Origin of the sequence: Bradyrhizobium sp. 164, from assembly GCF_023073715.1 — a bacterium.
Lineage (GTDB): Bacteria > Pseudomonadota > Alphaproteobacteria > Rhizobiales > Xanthobacteraceae > Bradyrhizobium.
Window position 1 is genome coordinate 267,364 of sequence record NZ_JADPKA010000095.1, and the last position, 15,337, is coordinate 282,700.

The window sequence follows — 15,337 nt, forward strand, 5'->3', positions numbered from 1 at the left end:
ATGACCGGCTTTCCTTGGTTTCCGATCGGTCACAAGCTCGTATCGGGCACCGTCGGCAGGCTCCGGGCGGAAGGGCCAGGCTATCAGGTGCTGCAGGAGCAAGCCGGCGACGCTCTCATCCTGGCCCTCGCCGGCGGCGAGTCGGCCGCGGATGACGCCGGCCGGATAGACGGCGCTTCGCGGTTCGACGAGGTCGAGTTCGGCGGCCGTCGCTTCCTGACCACGCGGGTGGCGAAGTCCTCCGAGCCCGTGCCGTTGCTGCACTGGCCGAAGCGCTTCGGACTGCCTACGACCAGCGACGTCAGAGCCCTCGGTGGGGCGATAGCCGGCATGCGCCGGCGCGCTCCGCAGGCCGAGGTGGCGAGCGCTCTGTTTCTGCCCGCGTTGGAGGTCTGCCTGCCGGTGAAGGATGCCGACGGAGCGGAAGACATGAGGCAGGTCGCCGCGCAGATACTTACGGCTTCGCAGGCATCCGCCCTCGACGTCGGATCGGTACGTGGCGCCAATCCTTGGGTCTCTTCCGACGACATCGCCTTCTTCCTCGCTGCTTTGGACGTCTCCGAGCTCGCGGAGCCGGTCGCCCCCGAAGCCTTCGCTCTGCCCGGTCGCCCAGCTCTCGAGGCGTTCTTTCGCGAATACGTCATCGAGCCGAGCGCCGATCCCGACAGGTACCAGGCGCTGAGGGTGCAGTTGCCGAACGGAATCCTGCTCTACGGACCGCCCGGATCGGGCAAGACCCATGCGGTGGATACGCTGGTCGCCGCGTTGCGTCGGCCCACGTTCAGGCTGGATCTCGGGGAAGTGGGAAGCCCCTTCATCCATCAGACGACCGTCGCGATGCGGCAGGCCTTCGAACAGGCCAAGCGCAGCGCCCCATCGCTGCTCGTCCTGGAGGAGATCGACGCCGTCGCATCGGCGCGGGGGCCGATGACCCAGGACCACAAGGTCGAGGAACTGACCGAGATCCTCAGAATGATCGAAGCGGCCGCCAAGAACGGCGTCCTGGTGCTGGCGACGACGAACAGGAAGGAGGCGCTCGATCCCGCCGTCTTGAGAACCGGACGGTTCGACCACTCTGTGCTCGTCGACTACCCCAAAAAGGAGGAAGTCGAGCTCGCGCTGCAAGGCATGCTGAAGGAGCGACCGCATGATCCGCTAGACCTGTCGGAGACGAGCCGCGCGTTGGCTGGACGCCCGATGAGCGATGCCGCTTGGGTCGTGAACGAAGCCGCGCGGCTCACCGCACGCGCCAAACAGGACAGGATCAGCGAGGCGTTCCTTCACGGAGCCTTGAGGCGCCTTCAGGCAGGCGATCGACCAGAAACCGGATGAGACGGGCCGGTCGGCGACTGCGGCGCGGACAGCGCCACTCGCCGAAGTTGGTGTCGCTAATTTCTGAAAGCTGGGGTAATGGTCCCTCCGAACGGTCTCGGGACGCGTGCGACGTCCCATCGGACTTGAAGCGCCAGAGGATGCATGGCCTGGAAATGCCCAGACATCGTGGTCGTCGTACCGGGTCTAATCGGCTCCGTCCTCTCGAAGGACGGAAAAGAGCTCTGGGGAACGTCCCCGGGCGCCTTGTGGCGGACGATTGCGGGAGGAGCCATCGACCGGCTCGCGCTGGAGGGCGCGGACGACGAACGGGACGATCTCGGCGACGGGGTCGAAGCCACATCGCTGGTCGCGAACGTCGAGATGGTCCCGGGGCTGTGGAAGCAGGGCGGCTACTCCATCCTCGCCAGGAAACTGGTCGGTGGCATGAACCTCGTCGGCGGCGAGAACTATTTCGAGTTTCCGTACGACTGGCGCCGCAGCAACCGGGTTTCCGCCCGGAAGCTCTCGGCGTGCGTGCGAACATGGCTGGTCTCCTGGAAGGAGAAGAGCGGCAACCAAGACGCCAAGGTGGTCTTCATCGTCCATTCCATGGGAGGGCTGGTCGCGCGGTACCATATCGAATGCCTCGATGGCTGGAAGACGACGCGGTCGCTGATCAGCTTCGGCACGCCGTACAGGGGCTCGGGCAACGCCTTGGGCTTCCTCTGCAACGGGTTCGCCTGGAACATCGGCCCGCTCAAGGCCTTCGACGGGACGAATGCCATCCGCTCGTTCGATTCCGTCTATCAGTTGCTTCCTACATATCCCTTCGTCGACGCCGGCGGGGTGCATCTGAAGCGCGTGTCGGAGCTCGACCTTCCGAACCTCGACCGGGGCCGCGCGACGCGCGCCCGCGCCTTCCACGACGAGATCGCTGAGGCGCAGGAGCGCAACAGGAGGGCGGACGGATACGCCACGACCGTCAGGCCCATCGTCGGCATCGAACAACCCACTTTCCAATCTGCAAGGCTCGACGGCGGAACGCTGTCGCTTCTGACGAGCCACGAAGGCGAGGATGCCAAGGGCGACCAGACCGTTCCGCGCGTGTCGGCCATCCCGTACGAAGTCGGCCAGGAGGCCGCGATCTACATCGCCAACACCCATTCGGCGCTTCAGAGCGACGACACGTCCGACGCCCAGATTCGCGGAATCCTGACGGAGCCCGCGATCGACCTGCGGAAGTTTAGGGCGGAGGCGGGCCAGCTCGGTAGGGTCGGCCTGCATCTGGACGACGCGTATTCGTCCACGGGACCGGTCGCCATCGAGGCGACGGCGAGCACGTACGTGCAGAGGATCAAGGCTTCCGTCCGCCGCCTGGACGCTCCCGGCGATGCGGCGGGCATCGTGCTGTGGCCGTCGGACGGCCGCTACAGGAAGGATCTGAAGCTGCCTGCCGGCCTGTACCGCTTCGACACGCAGCAGGAGGGACTGCATCCCGCAAGCGACGTCTTCCTGGTCGCGGACGCGTGAGATGGAGCGCAGCCCCGACATGAACGGCGGAATTCTCTGGTCCTGGTCGCGGCAAGGGGCGTCGGTGCGATGGCGCAACCAGGAGGAGTTGACCCTTCTCGGCGACACCATGGGCGTCTCCGCCGCCTCCCTCGCGACGGCCCAGCACGAACTCGAGAACGTGAAGGACGGATTCTTCGAGGTCGTCATCCGGTGGACGAAGCCCCGGCTCCTCGTCGAGGGCTCCGTGGCCAGCGGGACCGTCAGGCGTAACGTCGTCGACATCCTGCGGCGATGCGTCGGCGAAGCCCGCCGTCGGATCAGGGTGATAGACGAGCTGGAGGTCACGGCCCCTTTCCGTCCCGCGCACGATGGCGATCTTGAGCGTTACGAAATCAAGGCCACTGGGAACGTCGTCATCAACGGCGCCGGCAACGTCGTCGGCGCGGGGAAGGATGACGGGCCGCGCATCGCGATGGACAGCGTCGGCGAGCGCACCCGTCCTTCCTCTTCGAACCTCGACGTCGACCGGTATCCGTCGATCTCGTCGGAGGAGCAGCCGGTCGCGGGGCAGATCTTCCGGTTCGAGGTCGCCCTGAACGCAACGCCGGACGCCCCCGATGCCGAGCCGATCTCCTTCAAGGACGTGCCCGGAGAGTGGCAGGTCCTGGACGTCGAAGTCGAAGTTCATTCGTCACGTCTTGTGTTCGAGAATGGGGCAAATCGCAGGACCATCGAAGTAAGGCGGGAACGGACGACGGCGTCGGCGAGCTTCTCGGCGACGGTGAAGAGCGAGGGGGACGCGACGGCTCCTCTGGAGATCGTGGCTATGTTCGCCTACGCGAACAGACACAGCGGAATCGTCCGCCGGACCTTTGAGGTGAAGCGGGTCGACGCGACCGAAGCTCGCGCGGGGACCGGGCCGGTCGCGAGCGTGAACCTGGTCTCTGCTGCGAACGCGGATCTGACGGTCAGGATCGTGCGCCTCGACGGAACGGGCAATTACATGTGGAGCCTCATCGCGCCCAAGGGCGTCGGCATGGGGACGCCGTCGCGCGAGGCGATGACGAACCTCGGAACGGACACGGGAGAGTACGCGCTCAGCCTGCTCAGGGAATGCCCGGGGTTCGCGGCCGGTCGCCACGAAAGCAAGCTGCGGGGAATCGGAGAGACGATCTGGGCCGCCAGCCCTGAGGCGTTCAAGGCGCTGTATCGGGATCTGCGGAACGCTTTCGGCCCCTCGTTCCCAATCCAGATCCTCACGGACGAACCACACATCCCGTGGGAGATGATGCATCCGGACGGCGAGTCGGGCGTCTTTCGGCCGGACCACCTTTTCATGACGCATCCGATCGCCCGCTGGTTCTTGCGGCTGGAGGGGAGGATCCCACCACGCTTCGAGCCGGGATCGATCGCGAGTTTCGTGCCGCAATACGAGAACGACGAGAGTCTGGCGATGGCCCTCGATGAAGGAAGATGGCTGACCGAGCATCTCGGAGCGTTGCCGCAGGACGCGACCTACAAGGGGTTTACCGACTTCTGGAGCGTCGGGATTCCGGCCGATCCCGTGGCCGTCCTTCATTTCGCCGGTCACGGCGATACCGACGACGCCGGCGTCGCCAAGATCAAGATGACCGACGACTGGGTGAGCTGCAACGACGTCCATGGCGGGGTCGACCTGGGCCTGCGGTACGGCACCTTCGTCGTCCTCAACGCCTGCCGGGTCGGCACCGGCGACTATCGACTCGGGCTCTCCTCCGGGTGGGCCGCCAGCCTGGCCGGCCGCAAGTTCAGGGGCATCCTCGCGCCGCTATGGGCCGTGCAGGACGAATGCGCGGCGCAGGTCGTCCGGAAGTATCTGGAGGAGTTCATCCGCGGCGTTCCACTGGGGCAGGCCATGCTGACTGCCCGCGCCGGGCGGCGCGCCGTCTCCGCGACGCCCTACGCCTACGTCGTCCACGGCGACGTCATGGCGAAGATCGAGCGCGCGGCCACATCCTGAGATCTACGTGGCGCCGGCCTCGACCAGAACGGTCGCCGGTATCTTCGGCACGATTTCGGCGTAGAGGTCACCGCCGGCGTCGGAAGGAGTGCGGACCGACACGATGAGCGAGTAATTGACCGTGCGTTCGTACCGGTCCTGGGTCGGCATGTCGCCCCACCAGCCGCGCACCGGAACGACGGATATCCCGTCGCGGTCGGCGAGCTGGTAGGCCTTGCCGCGCCAGACGTCCTGAACGAGCGTGCCCTTCGAGCGCGAAGAAAGCGCCCAGCCGTCGCCGCTTCCCGCGGCCTCCGAAATGTCGCCTTCGGCCAATTCGTTGTTGCGTAGTTGCGCCCGCTCGTCGCTCTCGCCGGACCTCTTCACGTCGAACCTGAGCCGATGGGACGGATAGCGGTCGATTGCGCGACCCCTGGCGGCAGCGTGAGGGTCTGGCTCGACGAAGTAGGAGAGCGTGCACCGCAGCTCCACCGGCGTTTGGTTCAATTGCCTGAGCACCGTCTCCGGCCACGGCAGCTTGAAATATTTCATCTCCCTGAGCCGGATGTTTCCCAGCTTGCCGTCGTCCTTGACCGACCGTTCGTACGGCTGCAGATCGTCCTCGACGATCAGCGTCAACGCGTTCGAGGCGCTCGCGAACAGCCGCTGCTCGTTCGGAACTCCCCAGCCGTAGCGACCGAGCAGGAGCTTCATCGCTTCTTGAGCGGAGTATCCGGCGGCGCGGTCGCGGGCGAGCTGATCCAACATCGCTGGCGTCCACTCCGCCGAATGCACCATCAGCCCCCTGATCGTCTCCATCCGGTAGAGGGGATAGCGGGCGGCCAGCCTTGCCGCGAGACCCGCCGCCATGGCCGTCGCCGTGCTCGTCTCGCCGGAGATCGTCAGCGGTCTCGAGGGCGTCAGGTGCGACGTCGTAACGACCATATGGGCGGGAGAGGGCCGGCTGAAGACGCCCCCCTTCTCGATCGAGAAGTTGCCGCCCTCCATGACAATGTCGGGCTTACTCGGATGCGGGTCGACCCAAGGGCCCGCGGTCCGGGAAGTCGGCATGAGGTCGCCGACGGGCGCCACCATGCCTTTCGTTCCGAGGTCCTTCAGACTTGCTGCGCCGACGGACAGCGCGTTCAGGGCCTGCGCCGGCGCCTGAATGCCGAAGCCTTCGTTGCGATCCTCGTAGTCCGCGATCTGGTACGGCTCTTCCGGCGAATGCGGCACGTTGCCGACGGCGGCGCAGAACAGACGGGCGTTCTCCCCATCCCCATACGCCAGCTGGTCGAGAACCGCGGACGTGCTCGTGGGACGTCCGTTCTCCTCCTCGCCCTGCGCCGTCTGCGCCAGGCAGAATATCCTGCGGTGCGGCTCCCGCTCCACCAGCGCAACGGCCCGTCTCAAGGCGTCGCGCGCCGGCACGTCGCCCGGCGGATTGGGTGATGCGACGACAACGGATTCGAGCGCGGTCTGCAGCACCAGCGGCGGCGACGACGAGGATATTCCCTCCAGGTCGCCGAACTGGGCGACGCCGGCCATCCTGGTCCCGTGACCCTTGGCGTCGGTCGTTCCCCACGCCTTCTCGATGGTGTAGCAGCGGCTTTGCGGAAGCGACGACGACAGCAGGTCGTGGCTTCTGTTCACGCCTGTGTCCAGGATGGCTATCCGCGGCGCATCGGCCGGAGGTCCGGAGATCCGCGACGCGATCTTCGACATCACCGAGGCTCGCCTCTCGGGCTCCATGTCGTAAAAGTCGGAGACGAACGTGGAAGCGCTCCGCAGCTCGACGACGGCGGCGCTGGACCGAACCAGCCGTTCCAGTTGCTGCGGCGTGGCGGACACATTGCGCACGATTGTCTCGATGAAGGCTGTCGGCATACCGAGAGGCTTGATGCCGATCTTCTCCAGCGCGGCCATGAAGGATTTCTCGAAACCGGGACGGGTCCAGACCTCCCAGTCGGTCTGCGTCTTCCTGCGCGGAAACCGGTCGAGCCGATCAGTCCAGAAGTCGCGCAGGGTCGCGCTCCTGATGGTCGCACCGCTCTCGAACAGCCAGAAGTTACGCGGCCGACCGGCGTCCTCCTCGTCCTCCTCGGACTCCTCGTTCGCTCCCGCTTCAGGCCGGTCATGCCACTCGGCGTAGCGGTCGAGGTTCTCGCGCAGCGTCTTCAGGCTGTTCTTGACGACGAAGAAAGTCGCCTGCTCGGGAGACTCGTTGTCCCCTTCCTCGCCGGTCGCCCTACGTACAGCCAGCAGCTTCAGGCCCGGAGACGTCGAACGCTTCGAGCCGACGTCGATGGCGACCGACGGTCGCGCGGAAAACGTGATCGATGCGCCGCGCTTGGCGCGCGGCACTCCGCTCTCTTCCTGCAGGGCGAGGGTCTGCTCCAGATCGGCGATGCTCTCTTCGAGCTGCTGCCGAAGCAGATCGGCATGCGCAGCCCGGTCGGCGATCGGAGGCGGCCGCTTCTTGCTGCCGCGCCCCCGGGCCCGGAAGTCCTCGGACGCCTTGCCCAGACCCCGGAGATGGATATGCCGATAGTTCTCAACTTCCGCCATGGCCGCCGGTGCTCACTCGCCGGGCGGCATCGATTCGCCGCCTACTCGCGGTGGATGTTAGCGCGATCGTCCAGGGCGCGACAGAGAACTTCCGTTGTCAGCACGCGCCGGTTGTCCAGGACCGCGATCCGGGCCGCATCCTCGGCCGCGGCAGCGAGATCGGCCTGGCTTAGCCCTTTCGCGTGCGCGTCGACGTCGTCCCATGCGATTGCTTCCCTGTCGAACCGGAGCAGGTTGTTGCGCAACACCTGCCGCGCCTGCTCCAACGTGGGGTTCGAATAGAGGAGGGCCGCGTCGAAACGCCGAAAGATGGCCGCGTCCAGCAGGGAGCGGTGATTGGTCGCCGCCACGATCACGCTGAAGGAATCGTCGTCCTCGAGGAACTGGAGGAACGAATTCAGCATCCGGCGGGCCTCGCCGATGTCGTTATCCGAACCCCGACTCGAAGCCAAGGCGTCGACCTCGTCGAAAAAGTATACCCCGCGGGCGCTCTGCATGGCGTCGAAGATAAGCCGCAGCTTCGCCGCGGTCTCGCCGAGGAACTTGGTGATCACCCCGTCCAGACGGATCTTGAAGAGCGGAAGCCCCAGTTCGCACGCGATGGCTGCAGCCGTCATCCCCTTCCCGGTGCCGGGAGGGCCGGAAAACAGAAACTTCCTGCGGGGACGCATTCCCTCGGCTTCCAGCGTCTCCCGCTCCCGATGCTCGCGGACGATCCTCATGATCCGGTCGCGTAGGTCCGTGTTCACGACCAAGTCCGACACGTTGAATTCCGGATACGACGTGCCAACCAGTCCCGAAAGCTCTCCGCGCGGCGCGGCCATCGGTATGGGCTGCGCCCGGTGCGCGGCGGGAGCCTGGTTGCGGACCCGCTGGACGAGATTCATGATCTCGTCGGCCACCTTGTTCTTGCCGGCCTTGTCGGCATCGTTCGCGATGTGCTCGGCGATCGACAGGAACTGCTGGCTATCGCCGGCGGCGTGGCTTCGGATCATGGCGATGATCTGCTTGGCGTTCGTCATGGCGTATCCCCTTCGGCGCGCAGATCCAGAACCGACTTCAATATTGCCTCGGCCTTCGGTATCAAATTAACAAATTCGTGCAATAAATGCAAATCCTTTATCGACAGGGCATCGAACGCCGGTCTAGCGGCCGAGGCGGCCCAGGAAGGAGCACCGGACCCCCCCTCGATCAAGCGCTTCAGGCGCCTCTGCAAGTCGAACGAAAAGCTATCGCTTTTCAATGACCTCGTCAAAGTCGACGGAGCGATATCCAAGCGTCCGGCCGCCGCCGAGACGGTAAGCCCGGCATCCGATCTCCAATCGTGAAATTTCTTCGCCAGATCGGGGTCTGGGATGCGTTTGGGGCGTCCGGCCATGTGCGTTTATTGCATAAACAAACCTGTTCGACAAGGGCTGCCGACGGTGTGTAGGTACCGGCAACGCAGGTCCCGCGCGGCTGCAATGAGACTCGACTCTTATGTTCTTGCTATGTTCTAATATGTCATGACTTACCGCCCCGCAAGCTGGCGCATGCCGACACCCCGACAGATCGACAAGCTGGCGGCCGCCGAAGTCGGCAGGAAGGTCCCTACCGTGCCCGGGGCGGCTCCCTACGATGATCTGCCCCCAGAATATTGGCGGGCGCTGCTGGACGACTCTGGTACCGACGCCTGCCGTCCAGACCCGGGCGCGTCCGGACGCCTGCTGCGGCTGAGCCAAATCCCCCAACATTTACTGAGGGTGGGCTGCCGGCGCTGCGGCCGGACCGTCGAGATACAGAAGGCCGACGCCGCCCTCCTGTATGGTCCGGACGCGATTTGGAGAGACGTAGGCCAGCGCCTGCTGGACAACACCTGCACCAACCGGACTGGGCGCCATGAGGAAGACGGCTGCTGGCCGTCGTTCGACTGAGCGCCTCGCGATGGCGCCGAAACACCACCCCACGCCCCTCTCTGGAGGCGACCGCAAGGCCCTCGCCAAAGAGCTCGGTCGCGCTCGCGCCATGATCTCGATCCTGGCCGCGCAGTCGGCGGAGGCGAGGGCCAAAGGGGAGGCGTTGATCCGGACAGCGGACAAGCTCCTCTGCGAAAGCTGGAACGAACGCATGTGGTCGGATGGCGAACCGATCGACCCGTCGCCGACGATCGACCAGGCGATCAACGGCGGCTATAGCTGGCTCCAAATCGAATGCTCCCGCTGTAAAGCCGCTCGCGACGTCGACATGGCCGCGCTGCGCCATCCGCCGACCACCTTCGTCCATGATCTTGCGAGCCGCCTCCGCTGCAGCAAGTGCGCCAAGGCCAATCGCCGCCCGGCGGCGACGCTGCTACAGTTGGCGCAGCGCCCTCGCCAGGCCGCCCCGGAGACCTGACGATGTGCAATCTCTACTCGATCACCACCAATCAGGCTGCCATCAGCGCGCTGTTCCGTGTCGTCAACCGGTACGTCGGCAACCTCGCGCCAATGCCCGGCGTTTTTCCGGACTACAAGGCGCCAATCGTCCGGACCGGCGCCGACGGCCGCGAGCTCGCGACCGCACGCTGGGGCATGCCGTCTTCGTCGATGGCGCTGATGGACGCGACGAAGAAGCGAGCGGAGAAACTGCAGGCCAAGGGCAAGGAGGTCGATTTCAAGGAATTGCTTCGGATGGAGCCCGACGGCGGTACGACCAACATCCGCAACGTGATGAGCAAACACTGGACCCGGTGGCTGGGTCCGGAGAATCGCTGCGTGGTGCCGTTCAACAGCTTCAGCGAGTTCAACAAGGCCAAGGGCGGCGACATCTGGCTCGCGCTTGACGAGACTCGCCCGCTCGCCTGCTTCGCGGGCATCTGGGCGAACTGGACGTCGGTCCGGAAGGTCAAGGAGGGCGAGACCACCAACGACCTGTACGCATTCCTGACGACGGAGCCGAACGCCGAAGTCGGAGCCATCCACCCCAAAGCGATGCCGGTGATCCTGACGAAACCGGACGAGGTCGAGGCCTGGATGACTGCGCCGGCCGAGGAGGCGCTGAAGCTGCAGCGACCACTGCCAGACGGCGCGCTGCGGATCGTCGCTCGCGGTGTGAAGGAAGACCCGTCGCCGACGGTTTAGAGTTCTGCACAGGTCGGCGGAACAGGTGGAACAAGCCGGAGCCTCTGCATTTCGGAATCCCTGCCCCGTGCTAACCGCTAGGAACGAGCCGGCGGTCCGAACGATTCGTTTCGGCAGGAGCTATCTCGATGCTGATGACGAAGGAAACACCGCGGGCGATCCGTACGCAGCGCGGCTGGGCCATTCACGTGCTGCAGGAGGCGGGCGCCATCCACGAATGCGAGGAGCACGGCTGGGCAAAGGACCGGGCCGATCCGCATGCGCGCGAGCACGCCTTGGATATCGCGAAGCAAGACCCACCGTACGGCTTGTCTCCGGATCAGGCTGTCGCCGAAATCCGCGAGGTCTTGGATTCGATCGGCGATACCTGCCCGGAATGCGAGTAAGTGGCCTGCTCCGCCGCCACGTCGACGCGCTGCGCTACAGGAGCCGAAGGCTCGGCTTCGAAATCTGAGACGTCCTGATCGTTTGCCACGGCGGTGATGCTCGCGGCTTATTTTACCGCCGACGGGCGACCCACATACCGAGCACGAACGCGACAAAGAGCGTCTGCAACGGGGCCTTCACGGTCACCTCGCGCAGCGCTCGGCCCAACGAGCCGCGGCATCCTCGGAAAGCGACTGCGGCGGTCGCCGGCGCGCATCTGCTGTCGGTCGGTGCTCGTCCGTCAGCCCGGAGGCCTCGGTCCTATTCTGGGGTCAGGCGGACTTCCGCTGAGGTTTGGCCGAGGGCTTCTTCGCTGCCGTATCCTTCGCCGGCTTCTTGCCCGCGATCGGCATCAGCATTTCCTTTTGGCCGGCCGCCGCCTTCTTCGCCTTCTTGGCCGCCTTCTTCGGAGCCTTGGTCTCCGCCGTCGCGGCGCCGACGCTCTTGCGCAGCGCATCCATCAGGTCGACGACGTTCTCGCCTTTCGGCCGATCCTTGGGCAGGATCGGCTTCCCCGCGCGCTTCTGGTTGATAAGATCGATCAGCGCGGTCTCGTAATGGTCCTCGAACTTCTCGGGGCGGAACCGGCCGGCCTTCTGATTCACGATGTGCCTGGCCAGATCGAGCATGTCCTTCGTCACCTTCACGTCCTGGATCTCGTCGAAATACTCCTGCTCGCTGCGCACCTCGTATGGATAGCGCAGCAGCGTGCCGACGAGGCCCTTGTCCATTGGCTCGAGCGCGATGATGTGCTCGCGGTTGGTCAGCACCACCCGCCCGATGGCGACCTTGTCCATCTCGCGGATGGTCTCCCGGATCACCGCGAAGGCGTCGTGGCCGACCTTGCCGTCCGGGCGGATGTAATAGGGGCGGATCAGGTAGCGCGGATCAATGTCGGTCTTGTCGACGAACTCGTCGATTTCGATGGTTCGCGTGGACTCCAGCGCGATCTCCTCAAGCTCTTCCTTGGAGACCTCGATGAACTGATCCTTCTCGAGCTGGTAGCCCTTGACGATGTCCTCGTTCGGGACCTCCTCGCCGGTGTCAGCGTCGACCTTCAGGTACTTGATCCGATGGCCAGTCTGGCGGTTCAGCTGGTTGAAGGAAATCTTCTCGCTCTCGGACGTGGCCGGGTAAAGCGCCACCGGGCAGGTGACGAGGGACAGACGCAGGAAGCCTTTCCAGTTGGCGCGGGGGGCCATGTACGCAGAACTCCGAAACAGGGACGGCTTGGATTCAAGACGAACGCCGAGTGCCGGTTCCGACACACCAGCCGACATCCCCGAAATTCCTTCAGAGCTCGCCGTCACGCCATTTGAATTAGGGTGGCGTCTCTTGACTCTACGGAACAAAACAGGAACATAATCGGATGAACGCCACCTCCGAGCAGGCCGGACCGGCCCCCGATGATCTTGAGGCGGCCGCCGAGGGCGATTGCGGCCTGCGGCGGCGACGCCCGGGAAGCCGTGAGGGCGCTTGTGGCGAACGACTTTCTTGAGACCCAGCTCGACGGGCTCCGGAGGAAGGTGTCGACCGGCTACGCCCGCGGGCGGCTCCCAGGGGCGCGCGAACGCAAAGGATGAGGCAGATGTCTGAAGTGACCTACTATGTCGCTCTGCCGTTCGTTTTCTCCGACGACGGCGTGGCCGCCGGCGAGGCCGCGGAATGCTTGAGCGCCAACGCTGCGGTCATGCGGGCCGAGGCGCTGTCCCGCAAGCCGGGCCATGCCGGCGCGATCGCTTTCTCGCGGACAGGCGACCCGTCCAGCGGCGACTTCAGCGACGCCAGGCTGATCCGGAAGTTACGTGCCGGACGATCTCAGCACCTGATCCGGAACGAGATCGCCCGCATGCGCGGACAACTCCGCGCCCAGGAGCGCCAGATCCAGATGCCGCAGCGGGCCGGCGTCGCGAGCGCCTCGGCCGAAATCTTGAGGATGCGGGCGAAGGTCAGACGATCTCTGCCGCGAGCGGGACGCTTCCCGCAAGGCCGAGAGCGAGGTCGAGCGCCGCACTGGATCATGCGATCTACTCAGGGTCGGGAAGAGGAAGGTCAACGATTCGGTTCATCAAGTCGCGGAGATCAGAGGCCTCACGTTCGCCCACGGCCTTTTCAAAGGCGGTCTGCGCGCGCCGCCATGCGGCCAGGGCTCTGGTATGCGTTCTGTGACCCAGCTTTGTGACGGTAACGATCCGTTCCCGCCGGTCAGTTTCGCCGACTGAAATCTCAACGAAACCGTCACGCACCAGCGGTCTGAGGTTATGGCCTGTGGTGGCGCGGTCCATGGACATCAGCTTGGCGAGACGCGCCATCGTCATTGGCCCCGACGTCACCAGATAGCTCAACAGACTATATTGCGTCGCTTTGAGCCCACTCGGGGCGAGGGCGAGGTCATAGTAGCGCGAGAGACGACGGGCTGCGCGGCGGACCTGATTGCAGTTACAGCGCGCCGGGTCATCAACGAAATTCGATGCTCCTACAGCTGCTCTCGTCATCGATCCCCCTCCGATGCGCAAGATATCACCCGCGCGTGTTTGCTGTCGATAGTTCCAGAGCGGCGGGATCCGAGAGACCAGTTGAACGAGGGCTCCTCCTGCTGTATATCCAATATAGTTTGATATGCCCCTATTTGTGCCCGACGCCGCCTCGGCTGGGGACTCCGGAGGAGGAGATATGGATTTTCCTGTCTTGATCTCGGATGCCGCAGGGACTCTCGATCATGCCGTATGCGAGCTGCTGATCCGGCAGGTCTCCAAGCTCAGAGCTCTCGTGCGCCACGTGGATTTGTACATGGCTGGAAACCCGGGCTGCGCGCCATGAACCGCATGGGCTTGTCGCTGGGCCTGATCATGCTGGCCACCTCCGCGCTGGCGCGTGACGATGGGCGCTACACCGGTTCACCACTGAAGCCTTGGTTCGAAAGCCTGTCCAGCGACTTTGGGCAGTGCTGCTCGGATGCGGATGGATACTTCGTCGCGGATGTCGACTGGGAATCCGACCACGGCCACTATCGTGTGCGCATCAACAATGAGTGGGTGATGGTGCCGGACGGGGCCGTGATCACACAGCCTAACAAGGTCGGGCGAACTATGGTTTGGAACTACTACATTGATGGCCACCCGCGGGTGCGCTGCTTTTTGCCGGGCACCATGATGTGACATGTGGGGCTCGAGCCGCAGTCACGCCGATCATGCGCCCTCCAGTGCTTTGCCGATACGCGGATTGTGTTCGAGAGCCCATTGGACGGTCTTTGGAGCGCGCCCAAGCAATCGCTCGAGCTCGTCGGTGACAACGTCATAACGTCCGCCTGCGACCAGGCGGGCGATGGTTTTCAGGTGGTTCGCAATGTGCGGATTGCGAGATGCCAGAGCCCTGTCGATGTATGTGCCGATCCAGGCGTCCAGGTCCTGGGGTACGTACGAAACCTGGCGCCCCAGCGCGGCGCCGTAGTCCTCAGCAAACCCGTGCATGTCCTTCAACAGCGGTCCCGTGAGCGCATACGACATTGATATGTGCGACGGCGGGTCGGTCAGGATTTTCGCGCAAACTTCCGCAACGTCATAGGCAGCGATTGGCGCGATCTTCTGAGTGCCAAACGGCAGATGAAGTTCGCCCGCGCTCAGCAATTGCTTGAGCGGAAACCAGGAAAGGATCGGGTTCTCGGCGAATATCGTTGCTCGGATGTTGACGACCGGGAGACCGGACCATTGCAACGCCTGCTCCGACGCCCAATGTGCCCGCTGTTGCGACGACCACTCGGCGACAGATCCGCCCAGCCAGGCTATTCGCGCCTCCCGCTCGGCGGTCATTCGATAGAACGTCATGAAGGTCTGCTCGAACTCCGAGATGTTCACGAAAACCTCGTTGCCGCCTTGCGCACGCGCAGCGGCGGCCATCAGGATGGTCGCTTCGCTATAGTAGGGGTTCAAGCTCATGCTGAAGTAGATCCGGCGACAACCTTTCAGGGCAGCCGCGACATCGGAGGCATTGAGAAGGTCGCCGACGAATACCTCAGCTCCGGCCTGTCGAAGCGCCTCAGCCCGCTCGTCGTCCGTCCTAACGAAGGCGCGCACCGGATATTGCTGCAGCAGCATCTTGATCATCGTCCTGCTGACAGAGCCAACCTCCCCACCGGCACCGGTGATCAATATTGGGGGCCGCTTCGACATCGATTTGTCCTGTTGGCTGAGTGACCGAGTGGTTCCTGGACAGGTCCGATCCTCGCGCGCGGGATCGGTTAGGTTCTTATGAAGCGGAGAATGTGGTCGAAGACGGCGTCGGGTTGTTCGAGATGGAGAAAGTGCCCGACTTCAGGCATCACGACACGCTCAAGGCCATTTGTTGTCAATCGGCGTTCGACTGGGACCCCCTATCGGCATCCAAAAGGGACCCCTTTGATCGGCGTGCTCTGCTGGGAGCGCTCGGGTCGTCGGAGCTGGTC

Annotated in this window: 15 protein-coding genes and 1 pseudogene; 10 read left to right on the forward strand and 6 right to left on the reverse strand. The window is 64.5% G+C overall.

All coding sequences use genetic code 11. The annotated features are described in order from the left end of the window. From IVB01_RS29780 to IVB01_RS29790, 3 genes are all read left to right on the forward strand, one after another. Positions 1-1,332 (forward strand): AAA family ATPase, encoded by a 1,332-nt coding sequence (locus tag IVB01_RS29780; protein ID WP_247495102.1) that lies wholly within the window; start codon positions 1-3, stop codon positions 1,330-1,332. Between the two features lie 144 nt (positions 1,333-1,476). Then, positions 1,477-2,844 (forward strand): hypothetical protein, encoded by a 1,368-nt coding sequence (locus tag IVB01_RS29785; RefSeq protein WP_247495103.1) that lies wholly within the window; start codon positions 1,477-1,479, stop codon positions 2,842-2,844. A 1-nt stretch (position 2,845) separates the two neighbouring features. Beyond that, positions 2,846-4,825: a CHAT domain-containing protein gene (locus IVB01_RS29790; protein ID WP_247495104.1), complete on the forward strand. Its 1,980-nt coding sequence runs from the start codon at positions 2,846-2,848 to the stop codon at positions 4,823-4,825. A 3-nt stretch (positions 4,826-4,828) separates the two neighbouring features. Here IVB01_RS29790 and IVB01_RS29795 read toward each other — a convergent pair whose 3' ends face one another. Genes IVB01_RS29795 through IVB01_RS29805 form a run of 3 tightly spaced genes read right to left on the reverse strand, consistent with a single transcriptional unit; the run spans position 4,829 to position 8,750 of the window. Then, positions 4,829-7,372, reverse strand: coding sequence for a S8 family peptidase (locus IVB01_RS29795; RefSeq protein WP_247495105.1), 2,544 nt, complete (start codon positions 7,370-7,372; stop codon positions 4,829-4,831). A 41-nt stretch (positions 7,373-7,413) separates the two neighbouring features. Further along, entirely contained in the window at positions 7,414-8,394 is a 981-nt protein-coding gene (locus IVB01_RS29800; RefSeq protein ID WP_247495106.1) for an ATP-binding protein, read from the reverse strand. Beyond that, the gene (locus IVB01_RS29805) at positions 8,391-8,750 is read right to left on the reverse strand and encodes a hypothetical protein (protein ID WP_247495107.1); all 360 of its coding nucleotides are present in this window, start codon (positions 8,748-8,750) and stop codon (positions 8,391-8,393) included. Before IVB01_RS29805 ends, IVB01_RS29800 begins: the two co-directional genes overlap by 4 nt. A gap of 127 nt (positions 8,751-8,877) precedes the next feature. On the opposite strand from IVB01_RS29805, the gene IVB01_RS29810 reads away from it, so the two are divergent. The 4 genes from IVB01_RS29810 to IVB01_RS29825 all read left to right on the forward strand — a co-directional run bounded on the left by IVB01_RS29810 (position 8,878) and on the right by IVB01_RS29825 (position 10,856). After that, positions 8,878-9,285, forward strand: coding sequence for a hypothetical protein (locus IVB01_RS29810; RefSeq protein WP_247495108.1), 408 nt, complete (start codon positions 8,878-8,880; stop codon positions 9,283-9,285). Positions 9,286-9,295: 10 nt separating this feature from the next. Beyond that, complete coding sequence (locus tag IVB01_RS29815) at positions 9,296-9,745, forward strand: hypothetical protein (RefSeq protein WP_247495120.1); 450 nt, start codon at positions 9,296-9,298, stop codon at positions 9,743-9,745. A gap of 2 nt (positions 9,746-9,747) precedes the next feature. Beyond that, on the forward strand, positions 9,748-10,470 hold the full coding sequence (locus IVB01_RS29820) for an SOS response-associated peptidase family protein (RefSeq protein ID WP_247495109.1): 723 nt from the start codon (positions 9,748-9,750) through the stop codon (positions 10,468-10,470). A gap of 128 nt (positions 10,471-10,598) precedes the next feature. Further along, positions 10,599-10,856 (forward strand): hypothetical protein, encoded by a 258-nt coding sequence (locus tag IVB01_RS29825; RefSeq protein WP_247495110.1) that lies wholly within the window; start codon positions 10,599-10,601, stop codon positions 10,854-10,856. A gap of 312 nt (positions 10,857-11,168) precedes the next feature. Here IVB01_RS29825 and IVB01_RS29830 read toward each other — a convergent pair whose 3' ends face one another. Then, a complete protein-coding gene (locus IVB01_RS29830) occupies positions 11,169-12,098 on the reverse strand; it encodes a Ku protein (protein ID WP_247495111.1) in 930 nt (309 codons plus the stop codon). 386 nt (positions 12,099-12,484) lie between these two features. On the opposite strand from IVB01_RS29830, the pseudogene IVB01_RS29835 reads away from it, so the two are divergent. Then, positions 12,485-12,725, forward strand: a pseudogene (locus IVB01_RS29835) (hypothetical protein). A 198-nt stretch (positions 12,726-12,923) separates the two neighbouring features. On the opposite strand, the gene IVB01_RS29840 reads toward IVB01_RS29835, so the two are convergent. Further along, entirely contained in the window at positions 12,924-13,391 is a 468-nt protein-coding gene (locus IVB01_RS29840; protein WP_247495112.1) for a MarR family winged helix-turn-helix transcriptional regulator, read from the reverse strand. Positions 13,392-13,712: 321 nt separating this feature from the next. Here IVB01_RS29840 and IVB01_RS29845 point away from each other — a divergent pair, with 321 nt between their 5' ends. Continuing rightward, positions 13,713-14,054, forward strand: a complete 342-nt coding sequence (locus IVB01_RS29845; protein WP_247495113.1) for a hypothetical protein — start codon at positions 13,713-13,715, stop codon at positions 14,052-14,054. Positions 14,055-14,084: 30 nt separating this feature from the next. On the opposite strand, the gene IVB01_RS29850 is transcribed toward IVB01_RS29845, so the two are convergent. Continuing rightward, entirely contained in the window at positions 14,085-15,065 is a 981-nt protein-coding gene (locus IVB01_RS29850) for an NAD(P)H-binding protein (protein ID WP_256464877.1), read from the reverse strand. Between the two features lie 92 nt (positions 15,066-15,157). On the opposite strand from IVB01_RS29850, the gene IVB01_RS29855 reads away from it, so the two are divergent. After that, positions 15,158-15,337, forward strand: a 180-nt coding sequence (locus tag IVB01_RS29855) for a hypothetical protein (protein WP_247495115.1), incomplete at its 3' end; no start/stop codon positions are given.